The 18,188-nt window shown below is 32.7% G+C and carries 11 protein-coding genes; 4 read left to right on the top strand and 7 right to left on the bottom strand.

Annotated elements, in window-relative coordinates:
• Positions 1-4: 4 nt before the first annotated feature.
• Positions 5-3,277 carry a WG repeat-containing protein gene (locus tag WAF17_RS19845; protein WP_338763535.1) on the top strand — a complete coding sequence of 1,091 codons (3,273 nt, stop codon included), beginning with the start codon at positions 5-7 and terminating at the stop codon, positions 3,275-3,277.
• A gap of 114 nt (positions 3,278-3,391) precedes the next feature.
• On the opposite strand, the gene topA is transcribed toward WAF17_RS19845, so the two are convergent.
• The 4 genes from topA to WAF17_RS19825 all read right to left on the bottom strand — a co-directional run bounded on the left by topA (position 3,392) and on the right by WAF17_RS19825 (position 7,995).
• Positions 3,392-5,860, bottom strand: coding sequence for a type I DNA topoisomerase (gene topA / locus WAF17_RS19840; RefSeq protein WP_338763534.1), 2,469 nt, complete (start codon positions 5,858-5,860; stop codon positions 3,392-3,394).
• A 231-nt stretch (positions 5,861-6,091) separates the two neighbouring features.
• On the bottom strand, positions 6,092-6,811 hold the full coding sequence (locus tag WAF17_RS19835) for a hypothetical protein (RefSeq protein WP_338763532.1): 720 nt from the start codon (positions 6,809-6,811) through the stop codon (positions 6,092-6,094).
• The gene (locus tag WAF17_RS19830; RefSeq protein WP_338763531.1) at positions 6,808-7,134 is read right to left on the bottom strand and encodes a protein-tyrosine-phosphatase; all 327 of its coding nucleotides are present in this window, start codon (positions 7,132-7,134) and stop codon (positions 6,808-6,810) included. The genes WAF17_RS19835 and WAF17_RS19830 overlap by 4 nt, the downstream gene beginning before the upstream one ends.
• 15 nt (positions 7,135-7,149) lie before the next feature.
• Positions 7,150-7,995, bottom strand: coding sequence for an SDR family NAD(P)-dependent oxidoreductase (locus tag WAF17_RS19825; RefSeq protein ID WP_338763530.1), 846 nt, complete (start codon positions 7,993-7,995; stop codon positions 7,150-7,152).
• A gap of 318 nt (positions 7,996-8,313) precedes the next feature.
• Here WAF17_RS19825 and WAF17_RS19820 point away from each other — a divergent pair, with 318 nt between their 5' ends.
• Positions 8,314-9,708: a response regulator gene (locus tag WAF17_RS19820; RefSeq protein ID WP_338763529.1), complete on the top strand. Its 1,395-nt coding sequence runs from the start codon at positions 8,314-8,316 to the stop codon at positions 9,706-9,708.
• A 21-nt stretch (positions 9,709-9,729) separates the two neighbouring features.
• Here the strand turns inward: WAF17_RS19820 and WAF17_RS19815 are convergent, their stop codons facing one another.
• The 3 genes from WAF17_RS19815 to WAF17_RS19805 all read right to left on the bottom strand — a co-directional run bounded on the left by WAF17_RS19815 (position 9,730) and on the right by WAF17_RS19805 (position 14,211).
• Positions 9,730-10,206 carry a hypothetical protein gene (locus WAF17_RS19815; RefSeq protein ID WP_338763528.1) on the bottom strand — a complete coding sequence of 159 codons (477 nt, stop codon included), beginning with the start codon at positions 10,204-10,206 and terminating at the stop codon, positions 9,730-9,732.
• 15 nt (positions 10,207-10,221) lie between these two features.
• Complete coding sequence (locus tag WAF17_RS19810) at positions 10,222-10,719, bottom strand: hypothetical protein (RefSeq protein WP_338763526.1); 498 nt, start codon at positions 10,717-10,719, stop codon at positions 10,222-10,224.
• A 108-nt stretch (positions 10,720-10,827) separates the two neighbouring features.
• Complete coding sequence (locus WAF17_RS19805) at positions 10,828-14,211, bottom strand: SpoIIE family protein phosphatase (protein ID WP_338763524.1); 3,384 nt, start codon at positions 14,209-14,211, stop codon at positions 10,828-10,830.
• Positions 14,212-14,616: 405 nt separating this feature from the next.
• Here WAF17_RS19805 and WAF17_RS19800 point away from each other — a divergent pair, with 405 nt between their 5' ends.
• Both WAF17_RS19800 and WAF17_RS19795 read left to right on the top strand, forming a co-directional pair.
• On the top strand, positions 14,617-17,058 hold the full coding sequence (locus tag WAF17_RS19800) for a TonB-dependent receptor (RefSeq protein ID WP_338763522.1): 2,442 nt from the start codon (positions 14,617-14,619) through the stop codon (positions 17,056-17,058).
• A 48-nt stretch (positions 17,059-17,106) separates the two neighbouring features.
• Entirely contained in the window at positions 17,107-18,063 is a 957-nt protein-coding gene (locus WAF17_RS19795) for a DUF4249 domain-containing protein (RefSeq protein ID WP_338763520.1), read from the top strand.
• Positions 18,064-18,188 lie beyond the last annotated feature (125 nt).

Genomic DNA, 18,188 nt, shown 5'->3' with positions numbered 1-18,188 from the left:
TTGCATGAATATTTATCTAACACGTCTTTCTTCTGTCTGCCAACAACTACTTACAGCTTTGACCTTATTTATTTTATTTTTCTTCTTTTCAGTTGATTTATATAGTCAAGATTTGACTCCTTTTCATCAAAGTAATGATGATGGAGAAACACAAAAATATGGCTATAAAGATAAAAAAACAGGAATGATTCTTATTGCTGCTCACTATAGTCAAGCGATGGACTTTGAGCAAATCAAGAATGCAGAAAACAAGACTATCAATGTAGCTAGAGTTAAGAAAAACGGTCGTTGGGGTTATATCAACGAAGAAGGAGAAGAATTTATTCCAATTATCTATCAAGAGTTAGGTTCATTCAAAGAAGGAAGAGCAGTTGCCCGTTTGGAGGGAAGAGCAGGTTTTATTGATGTTCAAAACGTATCTATTGTGCCTTTTGAATATTCATACGCTTATCCTTTTAAAGATGGAATGGCAAGAGTACAAAAGAATAATCTTGTTGGTTTTGTAAACTTAGCAGGAGATTTAGTCATTGATTTGAAGTATGATGATGCTTATAATTTTTCAGAAGAGTTGGCTTATGTCAGAAAAGAGGGTAAATATGGCTTTATTAATAAAAAAGGAGAAGAAATTATTCCATTTATTTATCAGAATGCAAAAGACTTTGAAAAAGGAACAGCATTAGTTCAGAAAAATAACCTTTGGGGAAAAATAAACAAAGAGGGAAAAGAAGTAGTAAAAGTAATTTATAAAGATATTCCTTTTTTTTATGAAGGAGTAGCAGAAGTCAGAACAGAAGAAAGCTCAAAAAACAATACGAATAAGTGGGGTTATATCAACGAAAAAGGCGAAACCATTGTAGATTTTCTTTATGATGAAGCAAAATATTTTTCAGAAGGATTAGGTGCAGTTAGAAAAGATACAGCTTGGTATTTTATTGATAAAAAAGGAAATCAAGTATTAAAATCTCCTTATCCAGTTTATGAACCTTTCATTGATGGATTGGCTAAAGTACATCAAGACAATCTTTTTGGATTAATGAACAAAGAAGGAAAATTAATTACTCCTATTATTTATCAAGAAATAGATGATTTTGAAAATGGAATTGCGCACGTTAAAAAGAACGACCATTGGGGCGCAATCAATCAAAAAGGAGAACTCATTGTCCCTTTAGAGTACGACGAGATTCATTTTATTACAGAAAATTTGGCGTGGATAAGAAAGCTAAATAAGTATGGTTTTATGGGAGAAAATGGAAAAATTATTGCTCCAACTCAATATGATGAAGTTGATATTTTTTATAAAGACAACCTTATTTTGGTAAAGAAAAACAAACACTGGGGAGCAATTAGCCCAACTGGAAAAATTCTACAAAAACCCACTTTTGATAAAATAGAAAAGCTAAGTAATGATTATCTAAAAGTATATCAAGATGGAAAAATTGGATTAATGAATTCGAAGGGCAAAGTTACTGTTCCTATTACCTATGATGAGATAGGACAGTTTTTTAGAGGAGATGCAGTAGCTCGTATCAATGGAAACTTTGGTATCATAAAAAGAGAAGGCAAACCACTTAGCAAGTTCAGATGGGATTATATTTATCCTTACTCTGATGGATTCTTGTTGGCAAAATACCACGACGGAACATATACTTATATCAACGAAAAAGGAAAGAAAATGAAGAAAAAGTATCAAGATGCAAAATCTTTTTCTTCTGATTTTGCAGCCGTAAAGCAAGATGGAAAATGGGGTTTTATCGATAAAAAAGGAAAATGGCTGATAGAACCCAAATACAAACAGGTAGAATCATTTCAGAACGGACTTGCACTAGCTCAAGAGTATGAAAAAGAAGGCAACAAAAAATCAAAATATGGGTATTTATCTGCAGATGGAAACTGGCTTATTCCACCAAAATTTGAGGAAGCTTATTCCTTTTCAGAAGGTTTTGCAGCCGTCAAGCAAGATGGAAAATGGGGCTATATTTCAATTAGTGGAAGTCCGTTTATAGAATTTAATTATGATGGTGCATTGCCTTTCTTAGACGAACAAGGCTGGGTAAAATATGGCGACGACTGGCAATCTATCGACAAGTTTGGAAATCGTTATCTACAAGTGGCTTCGGCTTCGGATATTTTTATTGATATAGATGAAATACCATTTATGTGGACAGAGGATGAAACAAATGGAAAAATGGGTCTTCACGTTGAGAATGAAAATATAATGCCTTTTGCCTATGATAAAATCAGCTCAACAGTAGGAAGAAACAGAATTTTCTTAGAAAGAGCAGGGCATTGGAACTATCTCAATAGCAAAAATGAAATCATTGAATATAATTTTGATAATGTTGATTATATGCTGATGGCAAATAATGCTATTCTAAAAAGAGTAAAAAAAGAAGGAAAATATGGTTATTTCAATACAAAAACTGAAACTCTAGCTATTCCTCTAAAATATGATAATGCTGAATCTTTCTTTTACATTTATCCTCAAAGCTCTGGTTTTGGAGAAGATGTAGAGCCTCTTGCTGGTTATGCAAAGGTAGAACAGAATGGAAAGTGGGGAATCATAGATATGGAAGGAAAGATACTAGTTCCTATTATTTACGACCAAATTGATAACTTTTCAGAAGGGTTTGCAAAAGTTACTCTAAACGGAAAAAGTGGATATGTCAGTACAGATTCTAAAATAATTCTTCCCATCGAATTCGAACAGGCAGGAAATTTTAAAAACGGACGAGCAGAAGTAAAGAAAAACGGTAAATGGGGAATTATTAATCATAAAGGGGAAGAGATTGTTCCTATTATTTACGACCAAATTCGTTTTACTAACAATAACAACATTATAATTATAGCTGAAAATATAAATGGTGTTATGAATTATGGCTTCTTAGACTTGCGTACGAATGGAGAGAAAAAAATAAATCCAAATTATTACTCTTCGGTAAGCTCTGTTTTTATTAATGGTCTTTTAGAAGTAGCTAAAGATGGTAAAAAAGGATTTGTGAATGAAGATGCAGAAGAAGTAATCAGTACAGAATATGATGATGTTGGAACAACAGAAGAAAGTCCAATTGCAATCAGAAAAGGCGATAAATGGGGATATGTAGATAAAGCAGGAAAGATAATTATTCCTCTTATCTATGACTTTGCTGAAGCATTCGGAACTACTGGACAGGCTCTAGTAGAAAAAGATGGCGAACGTTATTATATCAATAAAAGTGGTAGGAAAGAAAAGCAAAAAAATGAGCTAGACTTTTTTGATGAAAGCAATGGAGATTGGTAGAATGCTACTGGTTATTTGAAAGCTGTTGTAATAAAAAAACCACCTTCAAAACTTTTAATTTAGTTTTAAAGGTGGTTTCTCTGTTTGCTTGAGTCTATAAAAAAGGTTCAGAGATTAATCTGTTTTCTTTTTTCTTGTCGTTGTTTTCTTTGCAGCTGTTTTTTTTGCTGTGGTAGTTTTTTTCGCTGTTGTTTTCTTAGTCGTTGCTTTCTTCTTTGCAGGAGCTTTTTTAGTGGCAGTTTTCTTTACATATCTACCTCCTTTTTTCTCAGGTGCAGCTTCGGCAAGTTCTAAACATTTTTCTAAAGTCAAATCAGCAGGTTCAATATCCAAATCTTTCGGAATCTTTACGTTCTGCTTTCCAACAGCAATATAAGGACCCCAACGCCCATTAAGAACACGCACTTCTTCATTTTCTGGAAAAAGCTTGATTATTTTCTTAGCATCTTTTTCTCGTTTTTCCTTGATAAGTTCTATTGCTCGTTCTTCATTTATTGTAAGTGGGTCTTCTTCTTTCGGAATAGAAACAAACTTACTATCATGACGAATATAAGGACCAAAACGACCAATAGCAGCCACCACTTTCTTATTTTCAAACATTCCAACATCACGAGGAAGTTTGAAAAGCTCTAATGCTTCTTCAAGTGTGATTTTATCCAAATATTGTCCCTTTAAAAGAGAAGCAAAATCTGGTTTTTGTTCTGGGTCATCAGGGTCTAAAGGTAGTTTTTCTACGAGTGCGCCATAGCGTCCCATTCTTGCCTGTATTACTCGCCCTGTTTTTGGGTCTTTTCCGAGTTCTCTAGCTGTATTGGCATATTCTCCATCTTCTCCTACTTTTACTACCTGTGGATGGAATTGTCCGTAGAAAGATTTGAGCATCTTTTCCCACTCTAAGTTTCCATCAGCAATTTTATCAAACTCTGATTCTACCTGTGCTGTAAAAGTCAAATCTACAATATCTGGAAAATTCCCTACCAAGAAATCATTTACAACCATTCCCATATTAGTTGGAAAAAGTTTGTTTTTTTCTGCTCCTGTTGTTTCTGTTTTTGTCTTGTTCGTGATTTTGTCATTCTTCAAAGTAAGAACAGAATACTCTCTTTTTACGCCATCTCTAGCTTCTTTGACTACATATTCCCTTTTCTGAATCGTCGAAATAGTCGGAGCATACGTAGAAGGACGACCAATGCCTTTGTCTTCTAATTCTTTTACTAAAGAGGCTTCCGTAAAACGAGCCTTCGGACGAGTAAAGCGTTCGGTAGCTGTCATGAGCTCTAAATCTAAACCTTGTCCAATTTTGAGAGGAGGCAAAACTCCTTTTGTTTCGCTACTTTCTTCGTCATCATCATCATCTTTTGATTCCAAATAGACCTTTAAAAATCCTTCAAAAATGATTATTTCGCCTGTTGCTTTGAGTGTTTCTTTTAATTTCTCATCATCTTTTGTGATTCCTATCGTTACAAGAGTTCTTTCTAATTTTGCATCTGACATTTGAGAGGCAATGGCACGTTTCCAAATCAAATCATAAAGTCGTTGCTGTTGATTATCCGAAACAGGCTGACGGTTTGAAAAATTAGTTGGTTTGATAGCTTCGTGAGCTTCTTGAGCTGAATTTGATTTTGTTTTATATGTACGGTTTTTAGCGTATTCTTTTCCGTATGAAGCTATTATTTCATTGGCTGCATTCTGGCGAGATTCTTCTGAAAGATTGACCGAATCAGTACGCATATACGAAATATGACCTGCTTCATACAATCTTTGGGCTACCATCATTGTTTGAGAAACCGAAAAACCCAACTTCCTACTTGCTTCTTGTTGCAATGTTGAGGTAGTGAAGGGAGCAGCAGGAGATTTTTTGGCTGGTTTTTTCTCTAAGTTATCAATTTTGAAATTTGCAGCTACACAACTTTCCAAAAACTGCTGTGCTTTCGTTTTTTCGTCTAAACGTTTTGAAAGCTCTGCATTTAGTTTTTTTCCGTCTTCTACATCAAAAATAGCATCTACTTTATAAAATCCTTTTGCATTAAACTTGTCAATTTCTCTTTCTCTTTCTACCACTACACGAACAGCAGCCGACTGCACACGCCCTGCTGAAAGACCATATTTTACTTTTTTCCAAAGCACTGGCGAAAGCTCAAAACCTACCAATCTATCCAAAATACGCCTCGCCTGTTGTGCGTTTACCAAATCATCATCAATTGTTCTAGGATTCTGAATAGCATTTAAGATAGCCGTTTTGGTAATTTCTCTAAAAATAATACGCTTTATGTTTTTCTCATCCAGATTCAAAGCCTCTTTCAAGTGCCACGAAATAGCTTCTCCTTCTCGGTCATCATCTGTCGCTAACCATACTGTTTCTGCACCTTTAGCGAGTTTGCGAAGAGAACGAATAACATCTTCTTTGTCTTTAGAAACAATATAAGTAGGCGCAAAATTATTTTCGACATCAATGGCATCATTAGATTTCACTAAATCCCGAACGTGTCCGAAACTGGAAGTAACCGTAAAGTCTTTTCCAAGATAATTTTCAATGGTTTTTGCTTTGGCTGGAGATTCTACAATGACGAGATTTTTTGACATGTTATTTTATATAAATTTGGCTTTTTTGTCTAATTTATGAGCTTTTCAATATCTTTTTCTACCTGCCTAACGCATAAAGTTGAAAAAATGTTAGGCTATTTTAACGAATAAAAATAAGATATAGAAAAAACAAAGGTACTTATTTTTTGATATTTGCCTAATTTGTGAGGTTATTTTTCTAATTTTTCTAAAAGGTATTATACGTATTGTCAAGAAAAAATTGACTTTATGTTATTTTTTATAAGCACGTTTCTCTTCTCTCATTAAAATAAAAAAATCATTTTTCCATTCATAAGTAACTCTTATAAAATGTAAAGGTTCTTGATTATCTTCTTCTATTATACTGTATTCAAAAACAAGTTGATTATTTTGAGTAGAATAAAAAATATCGGCTTGTAAAGTATAGTCAAGGTTATATTCTTGCGTAGAATAAGTTAGTTTTTGTTCGTCTTTTTCTATGTCAATCTGCTTGAAGTCTATTGACCCATTTTCTATATCTAAAACTAACCAACTCGCCATCATGTAAGATACATAATTAACAGAAGAAACTTTGTTTTCCCTCTTTTCTAAAACCAAATAATTACTTTCTGAAAGCTTATAGATTCCTATTATTCCATCAAAATTAATTTCTTCTATTACCTTCTTTGTCTGTCCTTCTGAATTTAGAATATGGATATAAGATTTTGAAATACTTGTAAAATAAGCAAAATAAGCATCTCCACTAAACGTAAAAATCTTAAATAAAGAATCTGGCGAATAAATTACTTTTCCTTCATAGTATTTCTCTTCGTAGTCTTCTCCAAAATCTTCTTCATCAAATTTTTGGTTGTTGAGTTGCTCTAAATATTTTTCAACTTGTTCTTGGTCATTTAAACTTTGTGCAAAAGAACTATTTACCTCTATAAGAAGAGAGAAAGCAAAAATAATTATTAAAAATTTGTTTTTTTTCATAAAAAAGAGCTAATTTTTTCTATCAAAAGTCCGATAAGTTCTTCATCCATAAATTCATATTCATCTGGAATATTCAAAACTTCAATTTCTGGAATTTCTAAATGAGAATAGATTTTTTTGATTTTTTGTTTGAGGTCATTTTCCATTACCAAAATCAAATCTGCCCATTCAATATCCTTTTCTGTGATTTTTCGGTTGCTCTTTGGGCTTACACCCACCGAACGAATAGCAAAGCGATCATCATTTTTGAAAATAGATTCGGCTGTTCGGCTGCGTTTTTTATTTTTTCCACAGACTACTAAAAATTTTGGTCTTTCTTGCATAAATTTTATTGATTTTTATTTTCTGTCGGATTCTTCAATCAGTTTCTGTACTTTTTTGTTTTTTCCTAAACTACTATCTCCAAAAATGGTCAGAATAGTTTGAATAAACCACATAAAACCCCATCGCTTTGGACTAAAGACACGATGAGAACGCTTTTTGATTCCTTTTAAAAGAGCTTCTGCTATGATTTTGGGAGGAACAGGATTCAAAAAATAAGATGGAATAACCAAATTTGCTAGTTTTGTAGCTGTATCATCTCCACCAAAAACAACTTTTGTAATCGGAGTATCTACCCAACCAGGATACAAAACCATTGCTGTTGCACCTGTGTAAGCTAATTCAGAACGAAGTGAACGCCCCAACATCTCTATCGCTGCCTTAGAGGTCGCATAAGGCGTATTAAAAATTCCATTAAAAAAAGAGTACGCCGATGAAGTAATAATAACTTGTCCTTTATTTTTGATAATCTCTGGCAAACTAGCTTTTATAACTCTACTAACGCCGAATAAATCTACTTCTACTACGTGTTCAAATTCTGTTTCACTCATTTTCAAAAATGTTTTGGGTGGACTGGCTGCAATTCCTGCGTTGGCAAAAACAATATCTAGCTTTCCAAAGTGAGTAATTGTTTGTTCTATTACACTTTTTGTCTGTTTTTTGTCTATTACATTGAGTTCTAAAAGTAAAATTCTATCTTCATCAAAATTATTTTCTTTAACCTGCTTTTTCAGATTTTCAGTAGATAAATCTGTCAAAACTAATTTTGCTCCTTGTTCGTAAAAAGCTTTTGCACACGCAAAACCAATTCCTCCAGAAGCTCCTGTGATTAAAATTACTTTTTCGTTTAAGTGATAAGCCATAACATACTCTTTTTTTCAAATTCATTTTTGATAGAATTTATAAAGATAACTAAAGTATTTTTGAAATAAACTGATTTAATTTTAACTCATTCATAGAACTAAACTCTATTTTTGTCTAAAAAATGAATGTTAAACAAAATAGTAGTTGAATAAGGTTGTATTATTGCAAAGAAAGATGTAAAATTGTAAAGGTATTTATAAAATTGTATATTTATAATTGGTTTGATAAACTACTAAGCACCGTTTAGTAGTTTAAATTGATTTTTATCATTACAAAATCAGAAGACAAATTAAAATAATTAATCTAAAAAAAGACGCATGTCTGAGCAACTCTCTCCTATTCAGGTACTTATTGTAGATGATGTTCCGAGTAATTTATTTACTCTTCGTGCATTATTGGAAGAACATTTTGAAGAAATCGAAATTGTAGAGGCAAATTCGGGTATTGAGGCCTTAGAGGTTTTGATGCGTGAACCCGTTGACCTTATTATTTTGGATATTCAGATGCCTGAAATGGATGGTTTCCAAACAGCAAAACTTATTCGTAGCCGTAAGAAAACAAAAAATATTCCGATTGTTTTCCTTACAGCAGCTTATAAATCAGAGGAATTTAAAGAAAAAGGTTTTTCACTAGGTGCAACCGATTATTTGACCAAACCGATTGATGATTATCAGCTTACAAGCCGAATCAATGCGTATTTGAGTATTATAAAATTAGAAAAAAGTCATAAATCAGAGCTAGAACGCAGAGTAGAAGAGCGAACTTCAGAACTCAAAAAGGCTCTTTCTCAAATAAAAGAAACTAACTTTAAGTTAGAAACAACACTTAGCAAACTCAAAAACGCTCAAAAGCAAGTTATTGCTCAAGAGAAACTAGCTTCCTTGGGAGAACTAACAGCGGGAATTGCACACGAGATAAAGAATCCTCTGAATTTTATTATTAATTTTTCGGAGTTATCAAAAGAAATGATTGTAGAACTCAATGATACTTTTGCCAATGTAGGAAAAGATATTGTTGAGGGAAGTTTGAAGGATATTACGCCTGATGATGTGGAAGATATTAAAGATATTCTTCAAAATTTGAATGAAAACTCTGAAAAAATCCATGAACATGGAAAACGTGCCGATAGCATCATTAATAATATGCTTATGCACTCTCAAGATCGAAAAGGAGTGTATCAAGAAACACACATCAATACGATGTTACAAGAATATATTAGTTTAGCCTATCACAGTACAATCAATAATTACAAAGGTTTTGCAGCTAAGATTGATACAAATCTTGATGCAAAGGTTGAGAGCATCAAAATTATTCCACAAGATTTGGGGCGTGTCTTTTTGAATGTTGTTAGTAATTCTTTGTATGCACTCTACAACAAAAAACGTAAATTAGGAGATAGCTTTGAGCCTATGCTCAATGTCAAAACTATCAATCATGAGGATAATATAGAAATTGTTTTTAGAGATAATGGAACAGGAATTTCACAAGAAATGATGGATAAAATCTTCAATCCATTTTTCACTACCAAACCAGCAGGTGAGGGAACAGGTTTAGGACTTTCTATTTGTTATGACATTGTTAGAAATATTCATAAAGGAGAAATACAAGTAGATTCTAAAGAGGGAGAATATACAGATTTTAGTATCTTCTTGCCTAAGCACGTAGAAACAGAGGAAAATGAAGAAAATGAAAATGTAGGCTATCAGAAATAGTACACAAACATATTTCTAATATTAAATTTCTATTATTTTTATGGCTTGTGTAGCACAATAGTCTTTTATTTGTGTTATTTTTTTTTCAAACTTAGTATAGGTCTCTAAAATTCTTTCTGGCGAAATATCTACCCAACGGCTGTGCATTTTGTACTCTTCAATTCCTTTATTACGAGTAATTACTCTATTTCTTTCGGAGAGAATAAAAATAACATCAACTCTAACGCCTTTTTGGATCAAATAAACTAACTCTTCTAAGTTGTAGAAAGCATCTTCTATATGTGTATTTTCTTCAAACTGGTTTGCTGATATAAAATTATATACGCAATTTAAAAAGACTTCTCTTTCATCAAACATTGAATTATAAGTACAATCAATATCTGTCTTTTTGATAGTATGATAGCCTTTAGTTTTTTCAGAAGTAGAGAAATCTATTTTTTCTAAGAAGAGACTAAAGGCTATTTTTTTTCGTGGCGAGAATAATGAAAGAGTTTTCATAAAATATCTAAAAGATTACATTTCACGGATGGTAGTGTCTGTGCTTATGGGTTCTTCTTTTTCTATATTCTGACTTTCTTCTGTTTCGGTAATGGAAGAATCTGTTCGGCTTTCTTCTTTATCATTTCTCAAGTCATTATTTTTCTTACGAACAACTTCTGTAATAAAATATTTTGTATCTCCACGCCAAGCAAAGGTATAATACCTTTCTACATAAGAAATTCTGACACGCTCACCTGTAAGGGCTGCATCTTTTAGGTCTTCTATTACTTTTGTTTCTTCTTCTTCTACCGAAAACTCAAATTTTTCTATCGTATTTCCTTGGTCGTTGAGGTTCATTTCGCCTTCCCATGTTTTGAAGATATACCCTTTTTCACTCACTTTGATAACTACTCCTGCTCTATCTCCTGAACTATACGAACCAAAATAAAAAAAACTACCTACTCCGAAAAATAGAAGTAAGATAATGCCTATCGTTGATAATGTTACGAGTTTAACTCTGCTGACTGCCATAATTATATAAAATTGAAAAGTGTTTTTGGGCTAAAAAATAATTTAATGAATTTACTTTGCTAACAGAACGTTTTTTATACAAATTAGTTTGGTTTTGCTCTTTTACTCTCAAACCTTAAAACCAATAACTAAAACATCATCTATTTGACGCTCCTCCCCAGAGGCTTTCCATTCTCTAAACTCTTGTGTTATTTCTTCTTTTTGCTTTTCGGTAGATAATGAAGAAATAGTTTTTAGATATTCTTGAAAACGCCTAGACATATATTTTCGTCCTTCCAAACCTCCAAACTGGTCTTGAAAGCCATCAGAATAAATATAAAAGACACTATCTTTTCTAGGAATAATAGTATGTTCTGTAAAAGGTTTTTGTTTGTGCTTATCAAAGCCTCCAATCGGAAAACGGTCACCTTTTATGATTTCAAATTTGTCGTCATGAACATGAAGAAGAGGGTTTTTTGCCCCTGCAAATGTCAAAATTTTGGTTTCTTTATCAATTACACAAATAGCCATATCCATTCCATCACGATTATTAGTTTGATCTTGATTTAGATGACGACGTACGTTTTCATTGAGCGCATCCAAAATTTTGGCTGGAGAAAGAATACGCTGACTTTCAATTATTTCATATAAAAGATTACTTCCAATGACTGACATAAATGCCCCTGGAACGCCATGTCCTGTACAATCTACAGCAGCAATAACCGTCTTATTTTCTACCTCTGTAATCCAATAAAAATCGCCACTTACAATATCACGAGGCTTAAAGAATACAAAACAGTTTTCTATAATTCTTTTAATTCGCTCATCAGAAGGAAGCATGGCATCTTGAATGCGCTTTGCATACGTAATACTAGCTGTAATATTTTTATTTTTTTCTTGAATATCCTCGTAAGCATGAGCAAGTTGTAATTGTTGTGCTTCTAACTCTTGATTTTTATCTAAAATTTCATTGTTTTGTTTCCTAACTTCAATAGTTCGATCTTCTACTTGTTGCTCTAAACGCCTCCTACTAGCTTCTAAACTACTTGTTCTTAGCTTTATCGCTCCTAAAACGACACCAAAAATTAGTAATATTCCTACAATTCTTGCAACCCAAGTCTGATGCCAATAAGGTCTTATTCTAAAATCAAAAGTAGATTCTTCGCCCCACTCTCCTTCTTCTCCTACTCTTGAACGGACATGAAAAGTATATTTTTTGGCAGGGAGATTAGAATAATTAGCCTCTGTTTTATTTGTTGGTACAAGCCAATCCTTATTAAAACCTTCTAACCACCATTGGTACTGTATATCTTTTGGGTTAGAAAAATCGGCTGAATAAAAATCAAAATTTATTGTATTTTGGTCAGCAGCGAGTTCTAAGTTTTGTGGTAAATTATTCCATTTAGAAAGTGAATCAAAATTATCGATGTAAACCGAATCACTCCAATTAGTTTGTATCAAACCTAGATTTACTTCACTAATAAAAGTTGTGGGAGGAATAGTTTTTTTATCTTGTGAAAAATCGCCTTTTGTAACTCCATTGAGATGTCCTACCCAAATATTGTCTTTATAATCTCTTAAAATAGATTTTGAGTTAGATTCATCTCCAAAAAAGCCTTCTTCTTTTCCATACTCTTCTACTCGCATTAGTTTTCCATCATTTCTGAAATAAGCTTTATTGAGTCCTCTCTGCGTTCCTATCCAAAACTGGTCTAATTGATTTTTGACAGGTAGAATAGAATAAACTATATCCGATGAAAGCCCTTGAGGAGTTTGATAAACTTGAAATTCTTTTCCATCAAAACGATTCAGTCCACCTGAATAAGCAATAATCCAAACAATATCTTTTTTATCAATATAAAGTTGAAGAAGCAAATTATCTCCTAATCCATCAGCAATTGTAAAACGCTTGAAGTTAGCTTTCTCTATTCCTTTTCCGTCCCACTTTACCAACCCTGAAAACGTCGCAAACCAATAATTTCCTTTTGAGTCTTTTTTGGTATCAAGTACAGCAGTTGCTCCTAGCTCATTTTGACCAAATATATATTTTAGACTATCGTCTTTCAAATCATATCCTACTACTCCAGTTCCTTGTGTTCCTACCCAAATAACGCTATCTATTTTTGTTATACACCTAGCAAAAGTAGGGGTAGCAAATCCAAATTTTGGATTTATAAGATTTGCTGTAAATGTTTTGTTGTCTTTATCTTCTTTTATTTCTAACACACCTGTTCCAGCAGAAATATAAGTAGTTATGGAATCTATCTGTAAAAAGCCTGACATTCTACCAAACCTACTCAAAGCAGGTACAACTTTTTTAAATACGTCATCTTCGTATATTGTAATTCCACCTACCGAACTTCCTAACCAAACTCTATTTTTAGTGTCTTCGTGAATAGAAAATATAATTTCTCCTTGCAAACCATCTTTTACAGTATAATTAGTAAATTTCCCATCAGGTAACTGCAACATTCCTTTGCCACGAGTACCTACCCAAACAGTGCCATAAATATCTTCAAATACAGCTCCACTAGCAGCTAAAAAACCATTCAGCCCATTGGCATTAGTATAACTAATTACGAAATTTCTATTTTTATCAAAGATAAATACCGTATTTATATTATGTGCTACCACATAGAGTCTGTTATCTAAAGTAACATAAATTTGCCAACCTGCATTTGGTATAGCTCCTGCTAACTGATTTGGTGGAAATATAATTTCTTCGTACTCCTTTTTTTCTGTATCAAAGAACACAAGATTTCCTCTACGGGTTGTTGGATTAGTTGCCCAAAGCCAATGATTTTTGTTTCTATCTTTATGTGCTAATAATAAAGTTTTATCTTGAAAAAGTGAATCACTTAGCTGTGTTTTAGGGTAATCAACATCTTCAAATTTTTTACCATTGAATAGAAATTGTTTGCCATTATGAGAAAGATATGTTTCAAAATCAGCAGTATGTGTTATTACAGTTCCTAAAGTTTTGAGTTCTCCTAAATCAGTTTGTTTGTATTCTCTAAATATTTTCTCGTCTTTTGGTTTCCAATATAGCGTATTATTTACCCCTACTCCTGCTCCTGCAGCCAATACCCACACGTTTTGCCACTTATCAATAGACAAAATTCCTCCTAAAGACATTGTTCCATTGAGTTCTGGGAAGGAAGTAAAATTTACACCATCATATTTTGAAATATTTTTATTTTGTGAAAGTACCCAAATATCTCCCCTACTATCTTCTACAATACTGCTAATCAGATTACTGTTTAACCCATCTTTTACTCCAAAAACCCTATATTTTTCTTGCTCTAAGAGTCCGATTCCTCCTCCATTTGTTCCGACCCAAATCCTTCCTCTTGAATCTATCATACCAGCTTGTGGTGTCGGCACTTCAGATTGTGGCAAACCATGGTCTAAGCCAAACTCTCTAAACGAATACTGTTGTGCAAGTAAATTAGAGGATTGCCAAAAACAACCACTAGTTAGTAAAATAAGAAGAAAAGCGTATAAATTTTTCATAGAATCCTTTTTAGTAAATACCAAGACTTGTTTTACTTCAATTATAGAATTTATTTTATTTAGAATAGGAGTATTTATATTATCTACATTTTATGCTTGGATATATAGCAAAATAACACTTTCAAGACAGATAAACAATGAAAAGGATCAATATTTATATTTTTATAAGTGTTGAGGTATTTTGTTTGATAAACTTTAAACTTTATATAAAAAATCAATAAATAACTTTACTTTTGTTGCTGCAAAAAATCACTTGCTTACGTACTCTAAAAGTACATAAAAGATTACACTAAAATTTATATACTAAATTAAGACTAAAAACCTTCATAAACTATCAAAAAAAGCTTTATTCATATCTTTTAATTCAAAATAAACCATTTTTAAATCATTATATAACTTATTTTTATGCTACTTAATTCTTATTTAAGAGAAGTTTTTTACGACTTTTCTTATTTTATCAAAAGAATCTTCTTTTTACTGATTTTAAGCCTTGTTGGGTTTACTTCGTTTGCCCAAACTACTACTACTTCGAAAAAATATACGATTAGTGGATATGTCAGAGAAGCCGAAAGTTCTGAAACGCTTATTGGTGTAAGCATTTACAATCCTGCCACAAAACAAGGAACGGTTACTAATAGCTACGGATTTTATTCAATAACGCTGCAAGAAGATACTATCTCATTGATTTATTCTTATATCGGTTATGAAGCACAGGCTCACAAAATTATTTTGAATAAAGATATAAACCTTGATATTTCATTAGATTTTGATGAAGCACTTGAGGCTGTTGTAATTGTAGCTGATAAAGATTCTGAGCCAATTAGTGAACAAACACAGATGAGTCAAGTGAGCATTCCTGTCGAACAAATAAAAGATATTCCTGCGCTTTTGGGTGAAAAAGATGTCATTAAAGCTCTTCAACTCTTACCTGGTGTACAAGGAGGAACAGAAGGAAGTTCTGGACTTTATGTGCGTGGAGGAAATAATGACCAAAATCTAATTCTTTTAGATGAAGCTCCTGTTTATAATGCTTCTCATTTATTCGGTTTCTTTTCAGTCTTCAATGGCGATGCTATCAAACAAGTAGAGCTTACAAAAGGTGGTTTTCCTGCTCGTTATGGTGGTCGTTTGTCGTCAGTTTTGGATATGCGTTTGAAGGAAGGAAACAAAAATAAAGTTTCTGGAGAAGGAGGAATTGGTCTTATCTCTTCAAGGCTTTTGCTAGAAGCTCCTATTGTCAAAGATAAGTCTTCGCTCATTATTTCTGGTCGTAGAACGTATTTAGATGTACTTACTCGCCCTTTTATGCCACAAGACTTTACAGTCGGCTATTACTTCTATGATTTGAATGCTAAGTTCAATTATGATTTTAGTAGAAAAGATAAGCTGTTTGTCTCTGGATATTTTGGAAGAGACAAGTTCTATGCAAGAGATAATTATAGCTTCAACAATCAAAATGAGAGTTTTGAATCTGGTATAAACTGGGGAAATGCAACCACAACTGTTCGTTGGAATCATTTATATAACAACAAACTCTTTAGCAATCTATCTCTGATTTTTAGCGACTATCAATTTCAGATTTTTAGTGAAGATAATTATAATGATGAAAATTATTATCTAAAATATACATCAAATATTCGTGATTATAGTGCAAAATACGACTGGACATATTACCCTTCTCCAAATCATACTGTTCGTTTCGGAATGCAAAGCACACTTCACCGTTTTACACCAAGTGCATTTGTAATAAAAGAGCCAGATTTTGAATACGACCCTTCCAAAAACTCAAGATATGACGTGATAGAATCGGCTCTTTATGTAGAAGATGATTGGGAGATTAATGATAAATTCAGACTCAATGGAGGTTTGAGATTGAGTAATTTAATAGATATAAGCAAAAAAAATGAAGACGAAGAAACCAAACATTATTTTGGCTTCGAACCACGTTTGGCAGCAGCTTATCGTTTGACAAACACACTTGCTCTAAAAGGCTCTTATGCGCTAATGAATCAGTATATTCATCAGCTTTCAAATACTGGAATCGGACTTCCAACAGATTTATGGGTACCTTCTACGGCAAGAGTTCGCCCTCAACAGTCTCAACAAGTGGCAGTAGGAATAGCAAAAGATTTCAAAGAGACAGGTCTTACTTTTTCAGTAGAATCATATTACAAAATTTCTAAAGACGTAATTGGCTATAAAGAAGGAGCAAATTTTCTTTTGATAGATGACCCTTACAGTTCTGAATCTTTTGATTGGCAAGATGCCATTACTCGTGGAAAAGGACGTTCGTATGGATTGGAATTTTTATTACAGAAAAAGAAAGGAAAGTTTACAGGCTGGGTAGGTTACACACTTGCCAAAACAGAGCAACAATTTGATGATTTGAATAATGCAAGATGGTTTTCTCCTCGTTTTGATATTCGCCACGACTTTTCAATTACAGGAAGCTATAAATTTAATGATAAAATTAACCTTTCTGCCAACTGGGTTTTCCGTACAGGTGCACCTGTTACGATGCCAAAAAATTCTTTCAATCCATTTACACACTCACCCAACAGAGGAGAAGGAGGCAGTAGTTTTATAAATTCGGTAGCCAATTATGGAGAAAAAAATAGCTTTAGAATGCAGAATTACCATAGATTAGATATCGCTGTTCAGTTTAGTAAAAAGAAAAAATGGGGAACAAGAACGTGGGAAATAGGTGCTTACAATGCGTATAGCCGTATGAATCCATTTTTCTATATTCTCAATGGACAAAATGAAGCTGGAGAAAATATAGATACAGTTCAGAAAGTGGCTCTTTTTCCTATTATTCCTTCTATTACATATAATTTTAAGTTTTAAAAGGTTTTATCTCTGTTTATTCTAAAAATGTCAAACTCAAAAAATAAAATGAAAAATACAATTAAATTTATTCTCTTTATTTCAGTTAGTCTTCTTGTTCTTTCAAGTTGTGGTAAATTCTTGGAAGATGTAGATGTAGAAGGTGATGACCAAGTTGTGGTAGTTGGTTTTATTTCTCCAGATGATTCGCTTATTCAGATTACGCTTTTTAGAGCAGTAGGAATAGGAAAAGAACGAGAAACAGATGGAATAAATTACATTCAAAATGCGACAGTTCGTATTTCTGATGGACAAAGCAGCTATAATATGAGTTATGGAGCAAATCCTTATTACTCCCAAGATTTGGGAAATGGTTATTATAATTACTATTCTGGTCAGCCTGAATATACGTTTCAGTTAGAAAATGCTATTTTGAATGTGAGTGAAGGAAAAACATATTTTTTAGAAATAGAAACTGATGAAGGGGCAAAATTGAATGCAAGTTGTATTGTCCCTACTGGAAGGGTTTTGCCAAAGGTAGAGCTCACAAAGTTGAATGAACAAGAATACAAGTATTCAGCAGAATGGGAAGATGAAGATGATTTGACAAAAACAAATTATTATAGAATAGAAGCCTATACAACGTCTTTTTCCACAAACTATAATTCTAACACAGGTGAGCCAATCGGAGTGACTAAGCATACACGTCCTACTTATTTTTATGAAAATTATTTTAAAACACAGGAGGGAAGAAGTATCATTAATTATAATCCTCAAGAAAAAATTTATTTTGATGACTATTCAATTCCTAATTTTCCAGATAGTCCTACTCCAAATCCTTATCTTACAACTTACTTAATGAAAGCTGATGAAAATTATTATCGCTACCACAAAACAGTTGAAGACTCTTATTACAATGGAGATAATCCGTTTGGCGAACCTATCATTATTCATTCAAATATTGAAAATGGAATAGGTTGTTTTGGAGCTTATATTACTGGCGAGGTTATTACAGAAGTAGAATAGTTTTTTTACCCACGAATAAATTCGTGGGTTTTATTTTAATCAAAAATGTAAAAAAAACTTTACAAAAAGACAACTAAATTTTACTTTTTGACGTTATAACTTTACAATCAAGAATTGTCATTGAA

The sequence above is a fragment of the Bernardetia sp. ABR2-2B genome, assembly GCF_037126435.1.
Lineage (GTDB): Bacteria > Bacteroidota > Bacteroidia > Cytophagales > Bernardetiaceae > Bernardetia.
The sequence above is the reverse complement of the archived record's forward strand: the minus strand, read 5'-3'. Positions and strand labels throughout refer to the sequence as shown.